This is a genomic window from Mycobacterium sp. G7A2 (assembly GCF_041902445.1).
Classification (GTDB): Bacteria; Actinomycetota; Actinomycetes; order Mycobacteriales; family Mycobacteriaceae; genus Mycobacterium.
Genome location: NZ_CP169251.1, coordinates 5,218,816 through 5,234,130 on the forward strand (window position 1 = coordinate 5,218,816; position 15,315 = coordinate 5,234,130).

General features: G+C 71.7%; 18 protein-coding genes. 11 read left to right on the forward strand and 7 right to left on the reverse strand.

Annotated features, from left to right (window positions below):
• Positions 1-2: 2 nt before the first annotated feature.
• From ACEWX3_RS24740 to ACEWX3_RS24750, 3 genes are read right to left on the reverse strand one after another with little or no spacing between them, the layout of a single operon-like run.
• Positions 3-770 (reverse strand): PIG-L deacetylase family protein, encoded by a 768-nt coding sequence (locus ACEWX3_RS24740; protein WP_374157984.1) that lies wholly within the window; start codon positions 768-770, stop codon positions 3-5.
• Positions 767-1,702, reverse strand: a complete 936-nt coding sequence (locus ACEWX3_RS24745) for an acyl-CoA dehydrogenase (protein WP_374157985.1) — start codon at positions 1,700-1,702, stop codon at positions 767-769. The genes ACEWX3_RS24740 and ACEWX3_RS24745 overlap by 4 nt, the downstream gene beginning before the upstream one ends.
• Positions 1,699-2,445: a glycosyltransferase family 2 protein gene (locus ACEWX3_RS24750; protein WP_207066043.1), complete on the reverse strand. Its 747-nt coding sequence runs from the start codon at positions 2,443-2,445 to the stop codon at positions 1,699-1,701. The genes ACEWX3_RS24745 and ACEWX3_RS24750 overlap by 4 nt, the downstream gene beginning before the upstream one ends.
• A gap of 61 nt (positions 2,446-2,506) precedes the next feature.
• On the opposite strand from ACEWX3_RS24750, the gene ACEWX3_RS24755 reads away from it, so the two are divergent.
• The 6 genes from ACEWX3_RS24755 (at position 2,507) to ACEWX3_RS24780 (ending at position 7,539) form a co-directional block, all read left to right on the forward strand.
• Complete coding sequence (locus tag ACEWX3_RS24755) at positions 2,507-3,232, forward strand: HAD family hydrolase (RefSeq protein WP_286182761.1); 726 nt, start codon at positions 2,507-2,509, stop codon at positions 3,230-3,232.
• Positions 3,233-3,250: 18 nt separating this feature from the next.
• Entirely contained in the window at positions 3,251-3,691 is a 441-nt protein-coding gene (locus tag ACEWX3_RS24760; RefSeq protein ID WP_283632387.1) for a nitroreductase family deazaflavin-dependent oxidoreductase, read from the forward strand.
• A gap of 25 nt (positions 3,692-3,716) precedes the next feature.
• Positions 3,717-4,628, forward strand: coding sequence for a 1,4-dihydroxy-2-naphthoyl-CoA synthase (locus tag ACEWX3_RS24765; RefSeq protein ID WP_374159946.1), 912 nt, complete (start codon positions 3,717-3,719; stop codon positions 4,626-4,628).
• A gap of 66 nt (positions 4,629-4,694) precedes the next feature.
• Positions 4,695-5,582, forward strand: a complete 888-nt coding sequence (locus ACEWX3_RS24770; RefSeq protein ID WP_207066045.1) for an SDR family oxidoreductase — start codon at positions 4,695-4,697, stop codon at positions 5,580-5,582.
• Between the two features lie 5 nt (positions 5,583-5,587).
• Entirely contained in the window at positions 5,588-7,123 is a 1,536-nt protein-coding gene (locus ACEWX3_RS24775; RefSeq protein ID WP_374157986.1) for a long-chain-fatty-acid--CoA ligase, read from the forward strand.
• Positions 7,124-7,152: 29 nt separating this feature from the next.
• Positions 7,153-7,539 carry a VOC family protein gene (locus ACEWX3_RS24780; RefSeq protein WP_374157987.1) on the forward strand — a complete coding sequence of 129 codons (387 nt, stop codon included), beginning with the start codon at positions 7,153-7,155 and terminating at the stop codon, positions 7,537-7,539.
• Between the two features lie 4 nt (positions 7,540-7,543).
• Here ACEWX3_RS24780 and ACEWX3_RS24785 read toward each other — a convergent pair whose 3' ends face one another.
• Positions 7,544-7,855, reverse strand: coding sequence for a DUF3349 domain-containing protein (locus ACEWX3_RS24785; RefSeq protein ID WP_374157988.1), 312 nt, complete (start codon positions 7,853-7,855; stop codon positions 7,544-7,546).
• Between the two features lie 217 nt (positions 7,856-8,072).
• Between ACEWX3_RS24785 and menE the strand changes: the two genes are divergently transcribed.
• From menE to ACEWX3_RS24800, 3 genes are all read left to right on the forward strand, one after another.
• A complete protein-coding gene (gene menE / locus ACEWX3_RS24790) occupies positions 8,073-9,215 on the forward strand; it encodes an o-succinylbenzoate--CoA ligase (RefSeq protein WP_374159947.1) in 1,143 nt (380 codons plus the stop codon).
• Positions 9,216-9,254: 39 nt separating this feature from the next.
• A complete protein-coding gene (locus ACEWX3_RS24795; RefSeq protein ID WP_207066049.1) occupies positions 9,255-9,869 on the forward strand; it encodes a pyridoxamine 5'-phosphate oxidase family protein in 615 nt (204 codons plus the stop codon).
• A 193-nt stretch (positions 9,870-10,062) separates the two neighbouring features.
• A complete protein-coding gene (locus ACEWX3_RS24800) occupies positions 10,063-11,418 on the forward strand; it encodes a hypothetical protein (RefSeq protein ID WP_374157989.1) in 1,356 nt (451 codons plus the stop codon).
• Between the two features lie 3 nt (positions 11,419-11,421).
• Here the strand turns inward: ACEWX3_RS24800 and ACEWX3_RS24805 are convergent, their stop codons facing one another.
• From ACEWX3_RS24805 to ACEWX3_RS24815, 3 genes are read right to left on the reverse strand one after another with little or no spacing between them, the layout of a single operon-like run.
• Positions 11,422-12,051, reverse strand: coding sequence for a class I SAM-dependent methyltransferase (locus ACEWX3_RS24805; RefSeq protein WP_207066051.1), 630 nt, complete (start codon positions 12,049-12,051; stop codon positions 11,422-11,424).
• Positions 12,051-12,716: a DUF2064 domain-containing protein gene (locus ACEWX3_RS24810; protein ID WP_374157990.1), complete on the reverse strand. Its 666-nt coding sequence runs from the start codon at positions 12,714-12,716 to the stop codon at positions 12,051-12,053. The genes ACEWX3_RS24805 and ACEWX3_RS24810 overlap by 1 nt, the downstream gene beginning before the upstream one ends.
• Positions 12,713-13,378 carry a glycosyltransferase family 2 protein gene (locus tag ACEWX3_RS24815; protein WP_374157991.1) on the reverse strand — a complete coding sequence of 222 codons (666 nt, stop codon included), beginning with the start codon at positions 13,376-13,378 and terminating at the stop codon, positions 12,713-12,715. Before ACEWX3_RS24815 ends, ACEWX3_RS24810 begins: the two co-directional genes overlap by 4 nt.
• A 114-nt stretch (positions 13,379-13,492) precedes the next feature.
• Here ACEWX3_RS24815 and ACEWX3_RS24820 point away from each other — a divergent pair, with 114 nt between their 5' ends.
• Positions 13,493-14,185: a response regulator transcription factor gene (locus ACEWX3_RS24820; protein ID WP_152515422.1), complete on the forward strand. Its 693-nt coding sequence runs from the start codon at positions 13,493-13,495 to the stop codon at positions 14,183-14,185.
• Positions 14,186-14,187: 2 nt separating this feature from the next.
• Positions 14,188-15,213, forward strand: a complete 1,026-nt coding sequence (locus tag ACEWX3_RS24825; RefSeq protein WP_152515421.1) for a cell wall metabolism sensor histidine kinase WalK — start codon at positions 14,188-14,190, stop codon at positions 15,211-15,213.
• Positions 15,214-15,315: the final 102 nt, after the last annotated feature.

Sequence of the window (15,315 nt, forward strand, 5' to 3'; positions counted from 1 at the left end):
ACTCAGCGGAAGACCACCTCACCGACGGCCAGCAGCCGGTGCAGCACCGCGGGCGGCAGAACGGGGGGATCGTCAGGCGTCGGCGGCAGGAACTGGCTGCGGAAGCTCTGCGCCGCCAGCCGTTTCCGCTCGGTGGCCGCCGCATCCACCGGCGCGGTGGACATGCGCTGCCAGGGTACGGCGTCGTCGCCGGGTCGAGCCCAGTGCCACATCCACACCGGGTATTCCACCAGCACCGCCCCGGTGCGGCCGGCTGCCACGGCCGCCGCCCGGCCCACGGCCTCGTGGTCGGGATGACCGTCGCCGCGCCACGTTGCCGCGCACCAGGTGCCGGGCGGCTTCGCCGCCAGGATCTCGGTGAGCAGATCCGTCAGACGGTGCTCGTGCTCGGCGATCTCACCGTCGGGCAGTCCCAGGCAGATCGGCGGGGCGACGCCCAGAACCCTTGCCGCCCGGTGCAGTTCGGCACGCCGGGTGCGCTCGAGCCGATAGCGCTGCAGAACAGACTGACTCGCGTACGCCGCGCCGCCGTCGCTGGCCGACACGATCTGCACCCGCACCCCGGCAGCGGCGAGTAGCGAGGCCGTCGCACCGAAGCCCAGCGTCTCGTCGTCGGGGTGTGCGCCGGCCACCACGATCTCCGGACAATCACTCAGGTCGAGGGGCGAGGCGTCCCACGCGGCGTTCAGCCACTGGTGCGTCGGCGTGCCCCCGCACGTCAACGGCCGGGCCGCGAGGCGCGCCGAGTTGCTCACGAACGCTGCGGTCACGCTGTCGCCCCTGCCAATTCGCCCAGTCGTGCGAGATCCCGCTCGGCGTGGCTCTGCCGCACGTAGATCGCCAGGTCGGCCACCCGAGCAGCGTGCCCGCCGTCCATCGACAGCGGTCCGGGACCCAGGGCACGTCCGGTCCGCGTGAGCGCTTCCTCCACGGCGGTCTCGGCGACGGCGCGGGCGCGGCGGGCCAGCAACTCGGCACGGCCCTTACGGTTCAACGGGTCCGCATCGAACTCGTCGGCCACCGATGTCAGCGTGGCGTCGGCGGCGGCCAGCGCGGCGTCCACCGCACCCAGGTGGGCCAGCGCGTGCGCGTCGGCACCGGCGGCACGCGCATACAGCGGCGCGGCGACGGCGCGGGCGCCGCCCACCCAGCAGGCCGCCACCCCGGCGGCCCCGTGCCAGAACCCCGGCCGGCTCAGGTACTCGCCCGGCCGCCCCACCTGCACCGCCGGCGTCGAGGTGAATTGCACGGAGCGGGTGTCGGATTCGGCCATCCCGGCGTTGCGCCACGTGCTGGGCAACGGCCGCACGCCGTGGGCGTGCAGGTCGACGGCGAACAGCGCACGCTCCCCGGACGGCAACCTCGCGGTCACCAACGCGTGAGTGCACAGCGCCGCGCCCGAACACCACACCTTGGTGCCGTCCAGCATGGCCGCAGCGCCGTGCTCGCGTGCCGACAGCACCGCGTTCCCGGACTCGGCGGCCCACACGCCCCACCACTGGCCGGGCTGCGGCGTCGGCCCGTCGAGCTCGGCCAGGATGGCCACGGCGTCGAGGTGGGCTTCGGCGAGCCGGCCAGCGGTCACGTCCGTCTCGGCCAGTTCGGCCAGCCGGCGCCAGCGGGTGGCGGTGGCACCCCCGCCGGGCAGCGGCAGATCCAGTGCACCCGACTTGATCCACTGCCTGACCACACCGGCATTCACGACGCGGCCCCTGACGCATTGTGGTCGGTACCCGAGCCCGACAGCGAGCGCAGATGCTGGGCGAAACCGCTGGGCGCGCGGCCCTCTCGGCGGTCCGAGGTCGCCACCGACAGCTGCGCGTCGCGGTCGATCCGCAACCCGGCGGCCTCGAATCGGCTGACGAGCTCGACGTCCTCGCCGGTGGCCAACGCCCGGAAACCACCCACCTGCCAGTACGCGTCGGCGCGAAAACCCATGTTGGCGCCGTGGACGTGATCGTGACCGGCCCCGCCGCCCCGATAGGCGCGCAGGTAACGGCGCGCCACCGTGGCGGGGAAGTTGCGCCACACGGGCACCCGGACCACACCCAGCACCATGTCGGCACCGCCGTGGCGCTGCACATCGGTCATGCGCAACAGCCAGTCCGCGTCGACGACACTGTCGGCGTCGGTGGTGGCGTACCAGGTCGCCTCCGGCGAGCTGCCGTCGTCATCCAGGGAGCGCGCGTAGTCGAACCCGGCGGCGCGAGCCGCACCGACATTGCCGGCGTCGACGGAAACGAAGTGCACGTCCAGCCCGTAGCGCGCAGCCAGGCGCTCGCTGCCGTCATCGCAGGAATCCAGGACCACGACGATCGTCACCGGGGTGGGCGTGCACAGTGCGGCCGTGGTCAACGCACGCAGGCACTGCGGCAGATGCGCGATCTCGTTGTGCGCCGGCACCACGACCACGGTCTGCCGCAGAGCCGATTCAGGCGCTGTCATGGGGCTCATGTAGCCGCGCAGCGCATGTTTCACACCTGGCACGATGGAGGAGTGAGCGCCCGTGACTGACCATCGGCCCGAGACCTCGCCGCCGATCGAGGCCGTGTTGTTCGACTTCTCCGGCACGCTGTTCCGGCTCGAGGAGGACGACAGCTGGTTCGCCGGGATGGAGCTCGACAGCAGCCTCAGCCCGGCGCAGAGCCGCGAGGTCGACGGACACGTGCAGGCCGAGCTGATGCGCCGGCTCACCGCGCCCACCGGCCGGTCGGTGTCGATGACGCCCGAGGCGCTCGAGGCCTGGATCAACCGGGATCTCGCGCCGCACCTGCACCGGGAGGCGTATCTGCACGTGCTGCGCGAATCCGGGCTGGCCCATCACCACGCGGAGGCGCTCTATGCGCACGTGATCGACCCGTCCTGCTGGACGCCCTACCCGGATACCGCGCCCGCGCTGGCCGGACTGCGACGGCGCGGCGTCAAGACCGCCGTGGTGTCGAACATCGCCTTCGATCTGCGGCCGGCGTTCGACCCGCTGGACGGCGGCGTCGACGAGTTCGTGCTGTCATTCGAGGTCGGTGCCGTCAAACCGGACCCGGTGATCTTCCAGACCGCCCTCGACCGGCTCGGGGTCACCGCCGATCGTGCCCTGATGGTCGGTGACAGTGACGAAGCCGACGGCGGGGCCCGCGCGCTGGGGTGCCGCTTCGCGTTGGTCGACCCGCTGCCCACCCGGGAGCGGCGCGACGGGCTGATCGCCGCGCTGTGGGCCCACGGCCTGCAGGTGTGAGCGCGTAGGTTCTGCGGTATGGCCGACCCGAAGCCGCCGTGGTGGCTCAAACCGATGAACAAGGTGCTGATGGCCGCGACCCGGCTCGGCCTGATCAAGGACGGGCCGATGGTGCTCACGGTCACCGGCCGCAAGTCCGGGCAACCACGCTCGACACCGATCACGCCGTTCGAGGTCGACGGACACCGCTACGTCGTCGGCGGCTTTCCCGGCGCGGACTGGGTGCGCAACGCCCAGGCCAACCCCGACGCCGTCCTCGTGCGCGGCAAGGTGCGTCAGCCGGTGCGCATGGTCGAGCTCAGCGCCGAGCAGGCCCGTCCGCTGCTGCGGCAGTTCCCGGTCCTGGTCCCCACCGGGGTCGGGTTCATGAAGAACGCCGGACTGGTGACCGGGCCGAACCCCGACGAGTTCGAGGCGCTGGCCGGGCGCTGCTCGGTGTTCCGCTTCGATAACGTTTGACCCCGTGACCGAGTCAGCGCACCCCATGAGCAACCCGTTCGACGCGGCCCGGTGGGAACCGGTCGCCGGTTTCGACGACCTGACCGACATCACCTACCACCGCCAGGTCGCCGACGGGACACGACAGCCGACGGTGCGGGTGGCCTTCGACCGCCCCGAGGTGCGTAACGCGTTCCGCCCGCACACCGTCGACGAGCTCTACCGGGTGCTCGACCACGCCCGGATGTCGTCCGACGTCGGGGTGGTGCTGCTGACCGGCAACGGGCCGTCCCCGAAGGACGGTGGCTGGGCGTTCTGCTCGGGCGGCGACCAACGCATCCGCGGCCGGTCCGGCTACCAGTACGCCTCCGGGGACACCGCCGAGACCGTGGACCCCGCGCGGGCCGGGCGGCTGCACATCCTGGAGGTCCAGCGCCTGATCCGGTTCATGCCCAAGCCGGTCATCTGCCTGGTGAACGGCTGGGCCGCCGGTGGGGGACATTCGTTGCACGTGGTGTGCGACCTGACGCTGGCCTCGCGCGAGCATGCCCGGTTCAAACAGACCGACGCCGACGTGGGCAGCTTCGACGGCGGCTACGGCAGCGCCTACCTGGCCCGCCAGACGGGGCAGAAGTTCTCCCGGGAGATCTTCTTCCTGGGCCGCGCCTACACCGCCGAGCAGATGCACGCGATGGGCGCGGTGAACGAGGTGGTCGAGCACGCCGAGCTGGAAAACGTTGCGCTGCAGTGGGCGGCGGAGATCAACGGTAAGTCCCCACAGGCGATCCGGATGCTCAAGTACGCGTTCAACCTGCTCGACGACGGTCTGGTCGGCCAGCAGATGTTCGCCGGCGAGGCCACCCGGCTGGCCTACATGACCGACGAGGCGGTCGAGGGACGCGACGCGTTCCTGGAGAAGCGCGACCCCGACTGGACCCCGTTCCCCCGCTACTTCTGAGCGAATCCGGCGCGTTCGGCGACACCGAGCGTCGCCAAACGCGCCCGATTCACGAGAGGACGTGACGTGACGAGCAGAAACCCGCTGCGGCGGCTGGCCGAGCAGGTCGTGCTGACCGGTATGCGGCCACCGATCCTTCCGACGCTGCTGCAGTATCGGCCCAACCGCGAGGTCGTGGACCTGACCGGCAAGCGGGTGCTGATCACCGGCGCGTCGTCGGGCATCGGCGAGGCCGCCGCCGAGCAACTGGCCCGCCGCGGCGCGGTGGTCGTCGTGGTCGCGCGGCGCAGCGACCTGCTCGAGGGCGTCGTCGAGCGCATCCGCGCCGGCGGCGGCCAGGCCAGCGCGCACGTCTGCGACCTGGCCGACATGGCGGCCATCGACGGGCTCGTTGCCGAGGTCGAGGCCGAACTCGGCGGCATCGACATCCTGGTCAACAACGCCGGACGCTCCATTCGGCGCCCGCTGGCCGAGTCGCTGGAGCGCTGGCACGACGTCGAGCGCACGATCGCACTGAACTACTACGGGCCGCTGCGGCTGATCCGCGGCCTGTGCCCGGGGATGCGCGAACGCGGCGACGGGCACGTCATCAACGTCGCGACATGGGGCGTCAAAACCGAATCGCCGCCGCTGTTCGGGGTGTACAACGCCTCCAAGGCCGCGCTGTCGTCGGTCAGCCGCATCATCGAAACCGAGTGGGGCGACGACGGCGTGCATTCCACGACGCTGTACTACCCGCTGGTCAAAACCCCGATGATCGCCCCGACCCGGGCCTACGACGGACTGCCGGGGCTGTCGGCGGACGAAGCCGCCGGGTGGATCGTCACCGCCGCCCGGCACCGCCCCGTCAGCATCGCGCCCCGCGTCGCGGTCACCGCCGCCGCGGTCAACAGCGTGGCGCCGGCGGTCGTCGACACGCTGATGAAGCGGCAGCGCATGCAGCCCAAGAGCTGAGCGGCATGGGCATCACGACGCTCGTCGACGTGGTTCGCGTCCACGGCCGCGACCGGCCGGACGCGCCCGCGTTGATCGTCGGCGACCACACCATCACCTTCGGCGAGCTCGACCAGCGGTCCAGCCGGGTGGCACAGGCGTTGGCCGCGGCGGGCGTGGGGTCCGGTGACCGGGTCGCGTTCGTCGAGCGCAACGGCGCCGAGTTCTTCGACGTCGTGTTCGGGCTGGCCAAGCTCGGGGCCGTTGCGGTGCCGGTGAACTGGCGACTCGCCGCCCCCGAGATGCGCCAGATCATCGACGACGCGGGCGCGGCCCTGGTGATCGTCGGCGCCGACTTTGTCGGGCATCTGGAAGCCGTCGAAGACGGTCTGGAGGCCGGCGTCGTCGCGATCGGCGGGCACGACCGCTGGCCGTCCTTCGATTCGTGGGTGGCCGGCCACCCCGCCCGCGACCCCGGCGTGGTCACCGGGCCCGACGACCTGGTGTTCTTGATGTACACCTCCGGCACCACGGGCGCACCCAAAGGGGTGATGCTCGGCAACGCCAACTACCGCTGCAAATGCGCCGGGGTGGAGGGGCCGTGGCGGATGGACGCCGACGCGGTCACGCTGGCGGTGATGCCGCTGTTCCACATGGCCGGCTCGGGCTGGGCGCTGGCCGGGCTGTGGCACGGCGGCGCCGTCGTCGTGCTCCGCGACGTCGACCCCGCCGCGATCCTCGACTCTGTCGCGCGCCACGGCGTCACCAACCTGCTGCTGGTGCCGGCCGTCATCGCGTCGCTTCTCGAACGCGACGATCCGGCGCGCACCAGCTTCGCCGACCTGCGGATCGTGGTCTACGGCGCCTCCCCGATCAGCGACGACGTGCTGCTGCGCGGCATCGACCGCTTCGGCAGCGTGTTCGCCCAGGTGTACGGCATGACCGAGACGACCGGGTCGGTCACCCAGCTCGACGGCGCCGACCACGTCGCCCACCTGCTGCGCTCGTGCGGCAAGCCCTACCCCTGGGTGCAGATCCGCATCGTGGCCCCCGACGGCACCGACGTCGCCCCGGGCGCCGTGGGCGAGGTGTGGACCCGCTCCGCGCAGAACATGCTCGGCTACTGGAACAACCCCGACGCCACCGCCGCCGCACTGCATCCCGACGGGTGGTTGCGCACCGGCGACGCCGGCTACCTCGCCGACGGCTACCTCTACCTGCACGACCGGCTCAAGGACATGATCGTCTCCGGTGGGGAGAACGTGTACCCGGCCGAGGTGGAGAACGTGTTGATGACCCACCCCCGGGTCGCCGATGCCGCCGTCATCGGGGTGCCCGACGAGCGGTGGGGCGAGGCGGTCAAGGCGGTGATCGTGGCCAGCCCCGGTGCCGAGCTGAGCGCCGAGGACGTCATCGCCTACGCCCGCACCCGCCTGGGTGGATTCAAGCTGCCCAAGAGCGTCGACTTCGTCGCGGCGCTGCCCCGCAACCCGAGCGGCAAGCTGCTCAAACGCGCGATCCGCGAGCCGTACTGGGCGGGAACCGACCGCCGGATCGGTTGACCCGGGCCGACCGTGATAGGAACGACAGCATGGAGATTCTGGCCAGCCGGGTGTTGCTCCGGCCGGCCGACTACCAGAAGTCCCTGACGTTCTACCGGGACGCGCTGGGCCTGGCGATCGCCCGCGAATACGGCGGAGGCACGGTGTTCTATGCCGGGCAGTCGCTGATCGAACTGGCCGGACACGGCAGCCCCGCCGCCGGGACGCCACCGTTCCCCGGCGCGCTGTGGTTACAGGTGCGCGACCTCGCCGCCACCCAGGACGAGCTGCGCGACCGCGGTGTCGACATCGCCCGGGAAGCCCGTCGCGAACCCTGGGGGCTGCACGAGATGCACGTCAGCGACCCCGACGGCGTGACGTTGATCTTCGTGCAGGTGCCCGACGATCACCCGCTGCGCCGCGACACCCGCGGCTGACCGTTCAGCGCGCAGGCGCTGCGAGGGGCCAGCCGGCTGCGGACAGCCGGGTGGCGACCCGATCGATCTCCTCGCCCGTCAGCTCCGTCTCGGTCACCACGTGGATGGCCGCCCGGATCTCCGGCACCGACGCCGTTTCGGCGTCCCCGTCGGATCCGCTGCCGCGCAACACCATCTGCGCGATCGCCACCACCTCGTCCTCGGCCAGCGAGCGGGTCAGCAACGCCAGCAGCGGGAAGTAGTCCTGCCGCGGGATGCCCTGCGGGTAGCCCTGAGCCAACAGGGCCAGCACCCTGTCGATGACCTTCGAAGACATAGCGTGTCGATTCTGACCCGGACGCACGAATTCCGCCAGGCCTCTACCGCGGCGAAAACCGTTGCGACGAGGCACTTCACGTCGCAGGAGTGAGGTGTTCACCCGCCCGCCACCCGGCGGCAGGACCGCATTGGCCCGGCCTCCGTCCAGCCAGTTCGGCTACCATCGGCCGCTGCGGGACCACCGGGTTCTGCGACGGCGACAGGAGGGCACCACCATCGCCATTCTGCGCCCCGTCGAGATCCGGTCAGGCGCCGCCGCCGCGGCGGCGCTGAGCGTCGTCGACGACATCCTGTCCGGCGGTGCCGCGGTCCTGCCGGTGCCGGCCGACGACCCCGGCCAAAGCGCCGCGCTGACAACGGCGTTGCGCGCCGGCGACGAGATCGACGATGCCGTCGCGGTGGTGCTGTCCACGTCGGGGACCACCGGCACCCCCAAGGGCGCACAGCTGACGTCGTCGGCGTTGCACGCCAGCGCCACCGCCACCCACACCCGACTCGGCGGCGGCGGCCGCTGGCTGCTCGCGCTGCCCGCCTACCACGTGGCCGGGTTCCAGGTGCTGGTCCGCAGCGTCATCGCGGGCACCGAACCGGTCGCCCTCGACCCGGCGTTCGACCCCGCCGAGCTGCCCGGCGCCGTCGCGGCGCTGGGTTCGGGCCGCCGATACGCCTCGCTGGTGGCGGCCCAACTGGACAAGGCAGTGCGCGACCGCCGGGCCGCCGAGGCGCTCGCCGACCTCGATGCGGTGCTGATCGGCGGCGGACCGATGCCCGCGACGGTCGGCGAACGCGCGGCCGCCGCCGGTGTCCGCGTCATCCGGACCTACGGCATGAGCGAGACCGCCGGCGGATGCGTCTACGACGGGGTCGCGCTGCCCGGTGTGCAGGTGCGGGTGGATGCGCAGGCCCGCATCTGGCTGGGCGGCGCGACCGTGGCGGCCGGCTACCGCAACCCGGTCACGCCGGACCCGTTCGCCGAACCGGGCTGGTTCCGCACCGACGACGTCGGCGCCGTCGACGCCGCCGGCGTGCTCACCGTCGCCGGCCGCAGCGATGACGCGATCAGCACCGGTGGTCTGACGGTGTTGCCCGGCCTCGTCGAGACCGCGGTGCTGAGCCATCCGGCGGTGGCCGAGTGCGCGGTGTTCGGCGTGCCCGACGAGCGGCTCGGGCAGCGCGTGGTGGCCGCCGTGGTGCTCGAACCCGGCGCGGCCGTGACGCTCGACGAGCTGCGCACCCATGCCGCGCAGACCCTGGACCGCACCGCCGCCCCGCGCGAACTGCACGTGCTGGACGCGCTGCCGCGGCGCGGCATCGGCAAGGTGGACCGCCGCGCGCTGCGCCGGCTGGCCGAGGGATGAAGGGCCCACAGATCACCCCGGCGGACGGATAATCGGGCGATGAGCAACGAGGTGACCACGGTCGACGAGCTGCGTGCCATCGTCGGGCACCCCGTGGAGGCGGTGGCCAAGAAGGTGACCGATCGGTTGTCGGGCGCGCACCGGCTGTGGCTGGCGCACTCGCCACTCGGGTTCGTCGCGACCACCGACGCGCAGGGCCGCGTCGACGTGTCCCCCAAAGGGGACCCGCCCGGCTTCGTGCACGTCCTCGACGACCTGACGATCGCCATCCCCGAGCGGCCGGGCAACAAGCGCGTCGACGGCTACCTCAACGTTCTGCAGCGCCCGCAGGTCGGGACGCTGTTCGTCATCCCCGGGCGCGGGGACACGCTGCGGATCAACGGCCGCGCCCGCATCCTGTCCGACGCCGACTACTTCGACGCGATGGTCGTGCAGGGCAAGCGCCCCATCCTGGCGCTGGAGATCGCCGTCGAGGAGGTGTTCTTCCACTGCGCGAAGGCGTTTCTGCGCTCGGACGCCTGGGATCCGCAGCGCTGGGACCCGACCGCGGTGCCCAGCGTCGCGCAGATGGCCAAGGCGATGCGCACCGACATGAGCCTCGAGGAGCTGGAGCGCTACTTCAGCGAGGAGAACATGCGCTCGATGCTGTATTGAGCGCCCGCGCTCGTGCTGTATTGAGCGCCCGCGCTCGTGCTGTACTGAGCGCCCGACCGTTACCGATGTCTGACCTGCCGGCGGCGCGCACAGGCTGGTCAGAACCCTGCGAGGGCACCGGCGAACGCGCGTGAATGCGCAGAATCGGACGGCCTGTCGCGGGCGGACACGCGCGCTCGGCCAAGATGGTGGGGTGCGAATCGGTCGCAGAGAGGCGGTGGCGGTCAGCGCCGCCGTGGTGCTCGTCGTCGCGGCGTTCGTCGTGCCGCGTCTCGACCTGGGCATCGTCACCCCGCTGATCAACGCTTCCCCCCAACGTTTCCGCAGCTTCGCCGACACCGCGCCGATCTTCGGCTGGTGGAACGCGCACGTCGGGCCCGGCACCGTCCCGGCGATCGCCATCGGCGTCGCCGCGGTGTTGTGGGGCCCGACGCTGGCCCGGCGGCTGCCCTGGCGGGCGCTGCCGTGGGTGGCGTGGGCGACGTCCTGCGCATGGGCGTTCAGCCTGGCGATGATCGACGGCTGGCAGCGCGGCTTCGCCGGCCGCCTCGAAGCCCGCCACGAGTATCTGCGCCAGGTGCCGTCGGTCACCGACGTCGGCGAGGCGGTCCGCACGTTCGCCGACCGGATCATCGACTACCAACCGGACTCGTGGATCACCCACGTCTCCGGGCACCCGCCGGGGGCGCTGCTGACCTTCGTGTGGCTCGACCGGATCGGGTTGAGCGGCGGCGCCTGGGCCGGGCTGCTGTGCCTGCTGGTCGGATCCAGCATCGCCGCGGCGATCGTCGTCACCGTCCGCGCACTGGCCGACGAGGACGCCGCCCGCACGGCCGCCCCGTTCGTCGCGGTGGCACCGTCGGCGATCTGGATCGCGGTGTCCGCCGACGGGTACTTCGCCGGTGTCGCCGCGTGGGGGATCACGCTTCTGGCGCTGGCGGTGACCGCCCGGGGGCGGCTCCCGTGGCTGGCCGCGGTGGGTGCCGGGCTGCTGCTCGGCTGGGGCATCTTCCTCAACTACGGCCTGGGGCTGATCGCGCTGCCCGCCGTCGCCGTGCTCCTCAGCGCCGCAACCTGGCGGGCCGCCCTGACGGCGCTCGCGCCGGCCGTCCTGGCCGCGCTGGCCGTGGTCGGGGTGTTCGCGCTGGCGGGGTTCTGGTGGTTCGACGGGTATGTGCTGGTGCAGGAGCGTTACTGGCAGGGGATCGCGAACGACCGGCCGTTCCAGTACTGGGGGTGGGCCAACCTCGCCTCGACGGTGTGTGCGATCGGGTTGGGCAGCGTCGCCGCACTGGCCCGCGCGTTCGACCTCGCGGCGGTCAAACGCCGCTCCGGGCTGCACCTGCTGGTGCTCGCCGCGCTGTTGGCGATCCTGTTCGCCGACCTGTCGCGGCTGAGCAAGGCCGAGACCGAACGGATCTGGTTGCCGTTCACGGTGTGGCTGGTGGCGGCAACGGCACTGCTGCCCCGGCCGTCGCTACGGTTCTGGCTGGCGCTCAACGTCATCGGTGCGCTGGCCCTGAACCACTTCATCCTGACCAACTGGTAGCGGTCAGCGGGCCACCAGGCTGGCCACGACGCGCTGCCCGATGGGGTGGACGTCGGCCACCGCCAGACCCACCCGGGCGGCGAGCGCGGGGACGCAGTCGATTCCCACCGACGCCCAGCGGAACCAGGGGCCGATCGTCTCCTGCGATTCCAGGCGCACCCAGCTGACGTTGATTCCCGTTGTCGCCGAATCGAATTCGGCGATACATCGGCCGCCGCGGCGCAACAGCTCACCGGCGCGACGCAGAATCCGCTCCGGGTCACCGCCGAGGCCGACGTTGCCGTCGGCCAGCAGCACCGTCTGCCAGCGCCCGGTGCCGGGCAGCGGGTCGAAGACGTCGCGACGCAACGCCGGGGCGCCGCTGCGGCGGGCCAGGTCGATCGCGGTCGCCGACACGTCCACGCCCAGGGCGGGAACTCCGCGCTCGATCAGGTGGGCCACCAAGCGTCCAGGGCCGCAACCCAAATCGATGGTCGGACCCTGACAGAGCGCGACGATGGCCTCGTCGAAGACGGTGTCGGCGCTGCGGCCGCCCAGCCAGCTGCCGACCGGCAACCGGCCCACCCGGCCGTCGTCGTGGCGCACCCAGCACCGTTCCCCGCCGAGCGCGCGGTCGTAGAGCTGCCCGAACATCAGATCCCCGCCTCTTCGGTGACCCGGCGGAACAGCGACCCGGGTGAACAGGCCGCACGCACGGCGGCGACGTCGTCGATGGTGTCCACATCGGTCAGTTCATCGACCAGTTCTACACCGAGCCCGCTGTGCTGCAGCGCTTTCAGGGTCAGTTCACCGGTGTCGGGTGCCGACATCGGCACGTCACGCAGGCATTCGGCGGCGGCGGCATCGGTGACGCCCAGTACCCACCAGCCGCCGTCGCGCGCCATGCCCAGCACCGCGTCGGCGTCGGCCAGACCCGTCGCGCACCGACCCAGCAGTTCGGCGGTGACCTGCGGGGTATCCATCCCGATCTGCACCACCGGCAGCCCCGACGTCGCCGCCGCGGTATCGGCGTGAGCGTTGGCCAACCGCGCCGCGAAGTCGGCTCCGCGCTGTTCGATGACGACGAAATCTGCCAGCCGGGAACGGATCTCGTCGGCACGATGGGCCTGGTCCAGGTCGCCGGTGAACGCCACGACGCGCGCCGTCACCGGCGTCGTGGCGACCGCAGCCAAGGTGTCGAGCAGGGCCGCCGCGGCGATGTCGGCGGCTGTCGCGTCCCCCACCGAGGCGGCCAGCCTCGTCTTGGCCAGTCCGGCGACCGGCGCCTTGGCGACCACCAGAACGCTCGCTTCGATCACGAGATCACTTTCCAGAAGTCCCAGGCGGCGATGGCGCTGCCCTTCACCGAACCACTGACCTTCGAGGTCCCCCCCGTCCGCGCGCCGTACGCGACGTCACGTTCGGTCACCGTCCACCCGGCCTGCGCCGCCCGCACCAACAGCTCCAGCGGATAACCCGACCGGCGGTCGGTGACCCCGAGCGCCAGCAGCGCGTCGCGGCGGGCCACCCGCATCGGCGCGATGTCGTGGACCGCCAGCCCGTGCCGCGTCCGCAGCCGCCAGCACACCGCCGCGGTGCCCAGCCGGGCGTGCCACGGCCATTTCAGCCCGGGCACCGCCCGGCGCCGTCCGATCGCCATGTCCGCGCCGTCCTCGACGTCGTCGACCAGGGCGGGCAGCTCGCGGGGGTCCAGCGACCCGTCGGCGTCGAGCACCGCCACGATCGGCGTCGTCGCCGCGACCACGCCGGCGTGCACGGCCGCGCCGTATCCGGGCCTGCGCTCGGCGACCACCTCGGCGCCGTGGCTGCGGGCCACCTCGGCGGTTCCGTCTGTGCTGTTGTTGTCGACCACGAGTGCTCTGTACCCATCGGGGAGGTCCGCGAGCACTCCGGGAAGCGACGCCGCCTCGTTGAGGCAGGGCAGCACCACCGTGACAGGCCGGTCAGGCCGTTGAGACATAGCCACCTAACCTATTGCAGACCTCTTTCCACCGCGACCACCAACCGAGGTGCAAGCCTGACAATTCCGTAACAAAGGCGCTGGTCGCGGGGTTGGCGCGCTAGCCTCGGAGTGGTGACCCGAGTGCTGATCGCCGACGACGACGATGTCGTCCGCGATGTCGTCCGCCGCTACCTGGAACGGGACGGCCTCGACGTGTCGACCGCCCACGACGGCAACGAGGCGCTGCGTCTGCTGTGTTCGCAGCGCATCGACGTCGCGATCCTCGATGTGATGATGCCCGGCCCGGACGGCCTGTCGCTGTGCGGACGGCTGCGTGAAGGTGGGGCGTACAGCGTGCCGGTGATCCTGCTGACCGCGCTCGGCGAGGAGGACGACCGCATCGCCGGGCTGGAAGCCGGCGCCGACGACTACCTGACCAAACCGTTCTCGCCGCGCGAGCTGGCCCTGCGGGTGCGCTCGGTGCTGCGGCGCGCGCCTGCCTCGTCGAACGTGCTGCCCCGCGACATCACCGCCGGTGAGCTGGTGGTCTCCACCGCCTCGCGGGCCGTGACGGTACGGGGGCGGCGGATCAGCCTGACCAACCGGGAGTTCGACCTGCTGGTGTTCTTCCTCACCCACCCCGACGCCGTCTTCACCCGCGAGGACCTGCTCAAGCAGGTGTGGCGGTGGGACTTCGGGGACCTGTCGACCGTGACGGTGCACGTCAAGCGGCTGCGCTCCAAGCTGGGCGAACACCATCGGGTGCAGACGGTGTGGGGCCGCGGCTACATGTGGGCCGCCGACGGGCCGGCAACCGGACGGTGAGGATGGGAAGCGCTGACTTCTGGGAGATGGTCGGCTGGGCACTGGCCTGCTCGGTGCCGGTGGTGCTGATCGGCGGGGTCGTCATCCGGCTGGCCCGCACCTGGTCGCTGGCGGTGAGCATGGTCGCGCTGGTGCTGATCCCGGTGATCGCGACGTTCACCGGAGTGCTGGGCGCCAGCGGCTTCATGATCACCTCGACGTTCGAGAGCATCGCGGTGGTGCTCGTGATCGTGTCGATCGTGACGATCCCCGCCGCGGTGATGCTGGGCCGCTACCAGGCCAGACGCACCGTGTGGGAAGCCGAGATCCGCGACTCCGAGCGTTCGGCAGAGCATTCGCGGCGCCGTCTGGTGGCCTTCGTCAGCCACGATCTGCGCACACCGCTGGCCGGCATCCGCGCGGTCTCGGAGGCGATCGCCGACGGCGTGGTGCCCGACGACGAGGTCAAGGTGCACGCCAAACACATCGAGCACGAATCGGTGCGCCTGTCGGAGATGGTCGACGACCTGTTCGAGATGTCGAAGATCAACGCCGGCGCGCTGACCCCGTCGTTCGACAAGGTGGCGCTCGACGAGGTGGTCGACGACGTGCTGGCCGCGCACCGCATCGCCGCCGAGCGTGCCGGCGTGGTGCTGCGTGCGAACCTGCCCGACCAGCCGGTGCGGGTGGTCGGCAGCGACCGGGCGCTGGTGCGGGTGCTGTCGAACCTGGTGGCCAACGCGATCGCGCATACGCCCGAGGGCGGCAGTGTGGAACTGGCGCTGGGCGCCGACGAGAACAGCGCCTGGGCCCGCGTCGACGACACCGGGGTCGGCATCGACGAAGCCGACCTGCCTCGCGTGTTCGACGTCGCCTACCGGGGATCCAACAGCCGGGTGCCGCGTGCGGATTCCTCGCTGCCCAGCGGTTCGGGGCTCGGGTTGGCGATCGCGGCCGGGCTGGTGCAGGCCCACCGCGGCACGCTGTCGGCGCACAACCTGCCCACCGGGGCCCGCTTCGAGGTCCGCCTACCGCTGGCCGGCGACTGAGGTCCTGGTTCGCGAACGTGCATTCCTTGTAGCGGTCGGCGGCCGGGAGCTACAGGGAATGCACGTTCGCGGATCAGCCGGTCGGCAGCGGGGGAAGTCAGC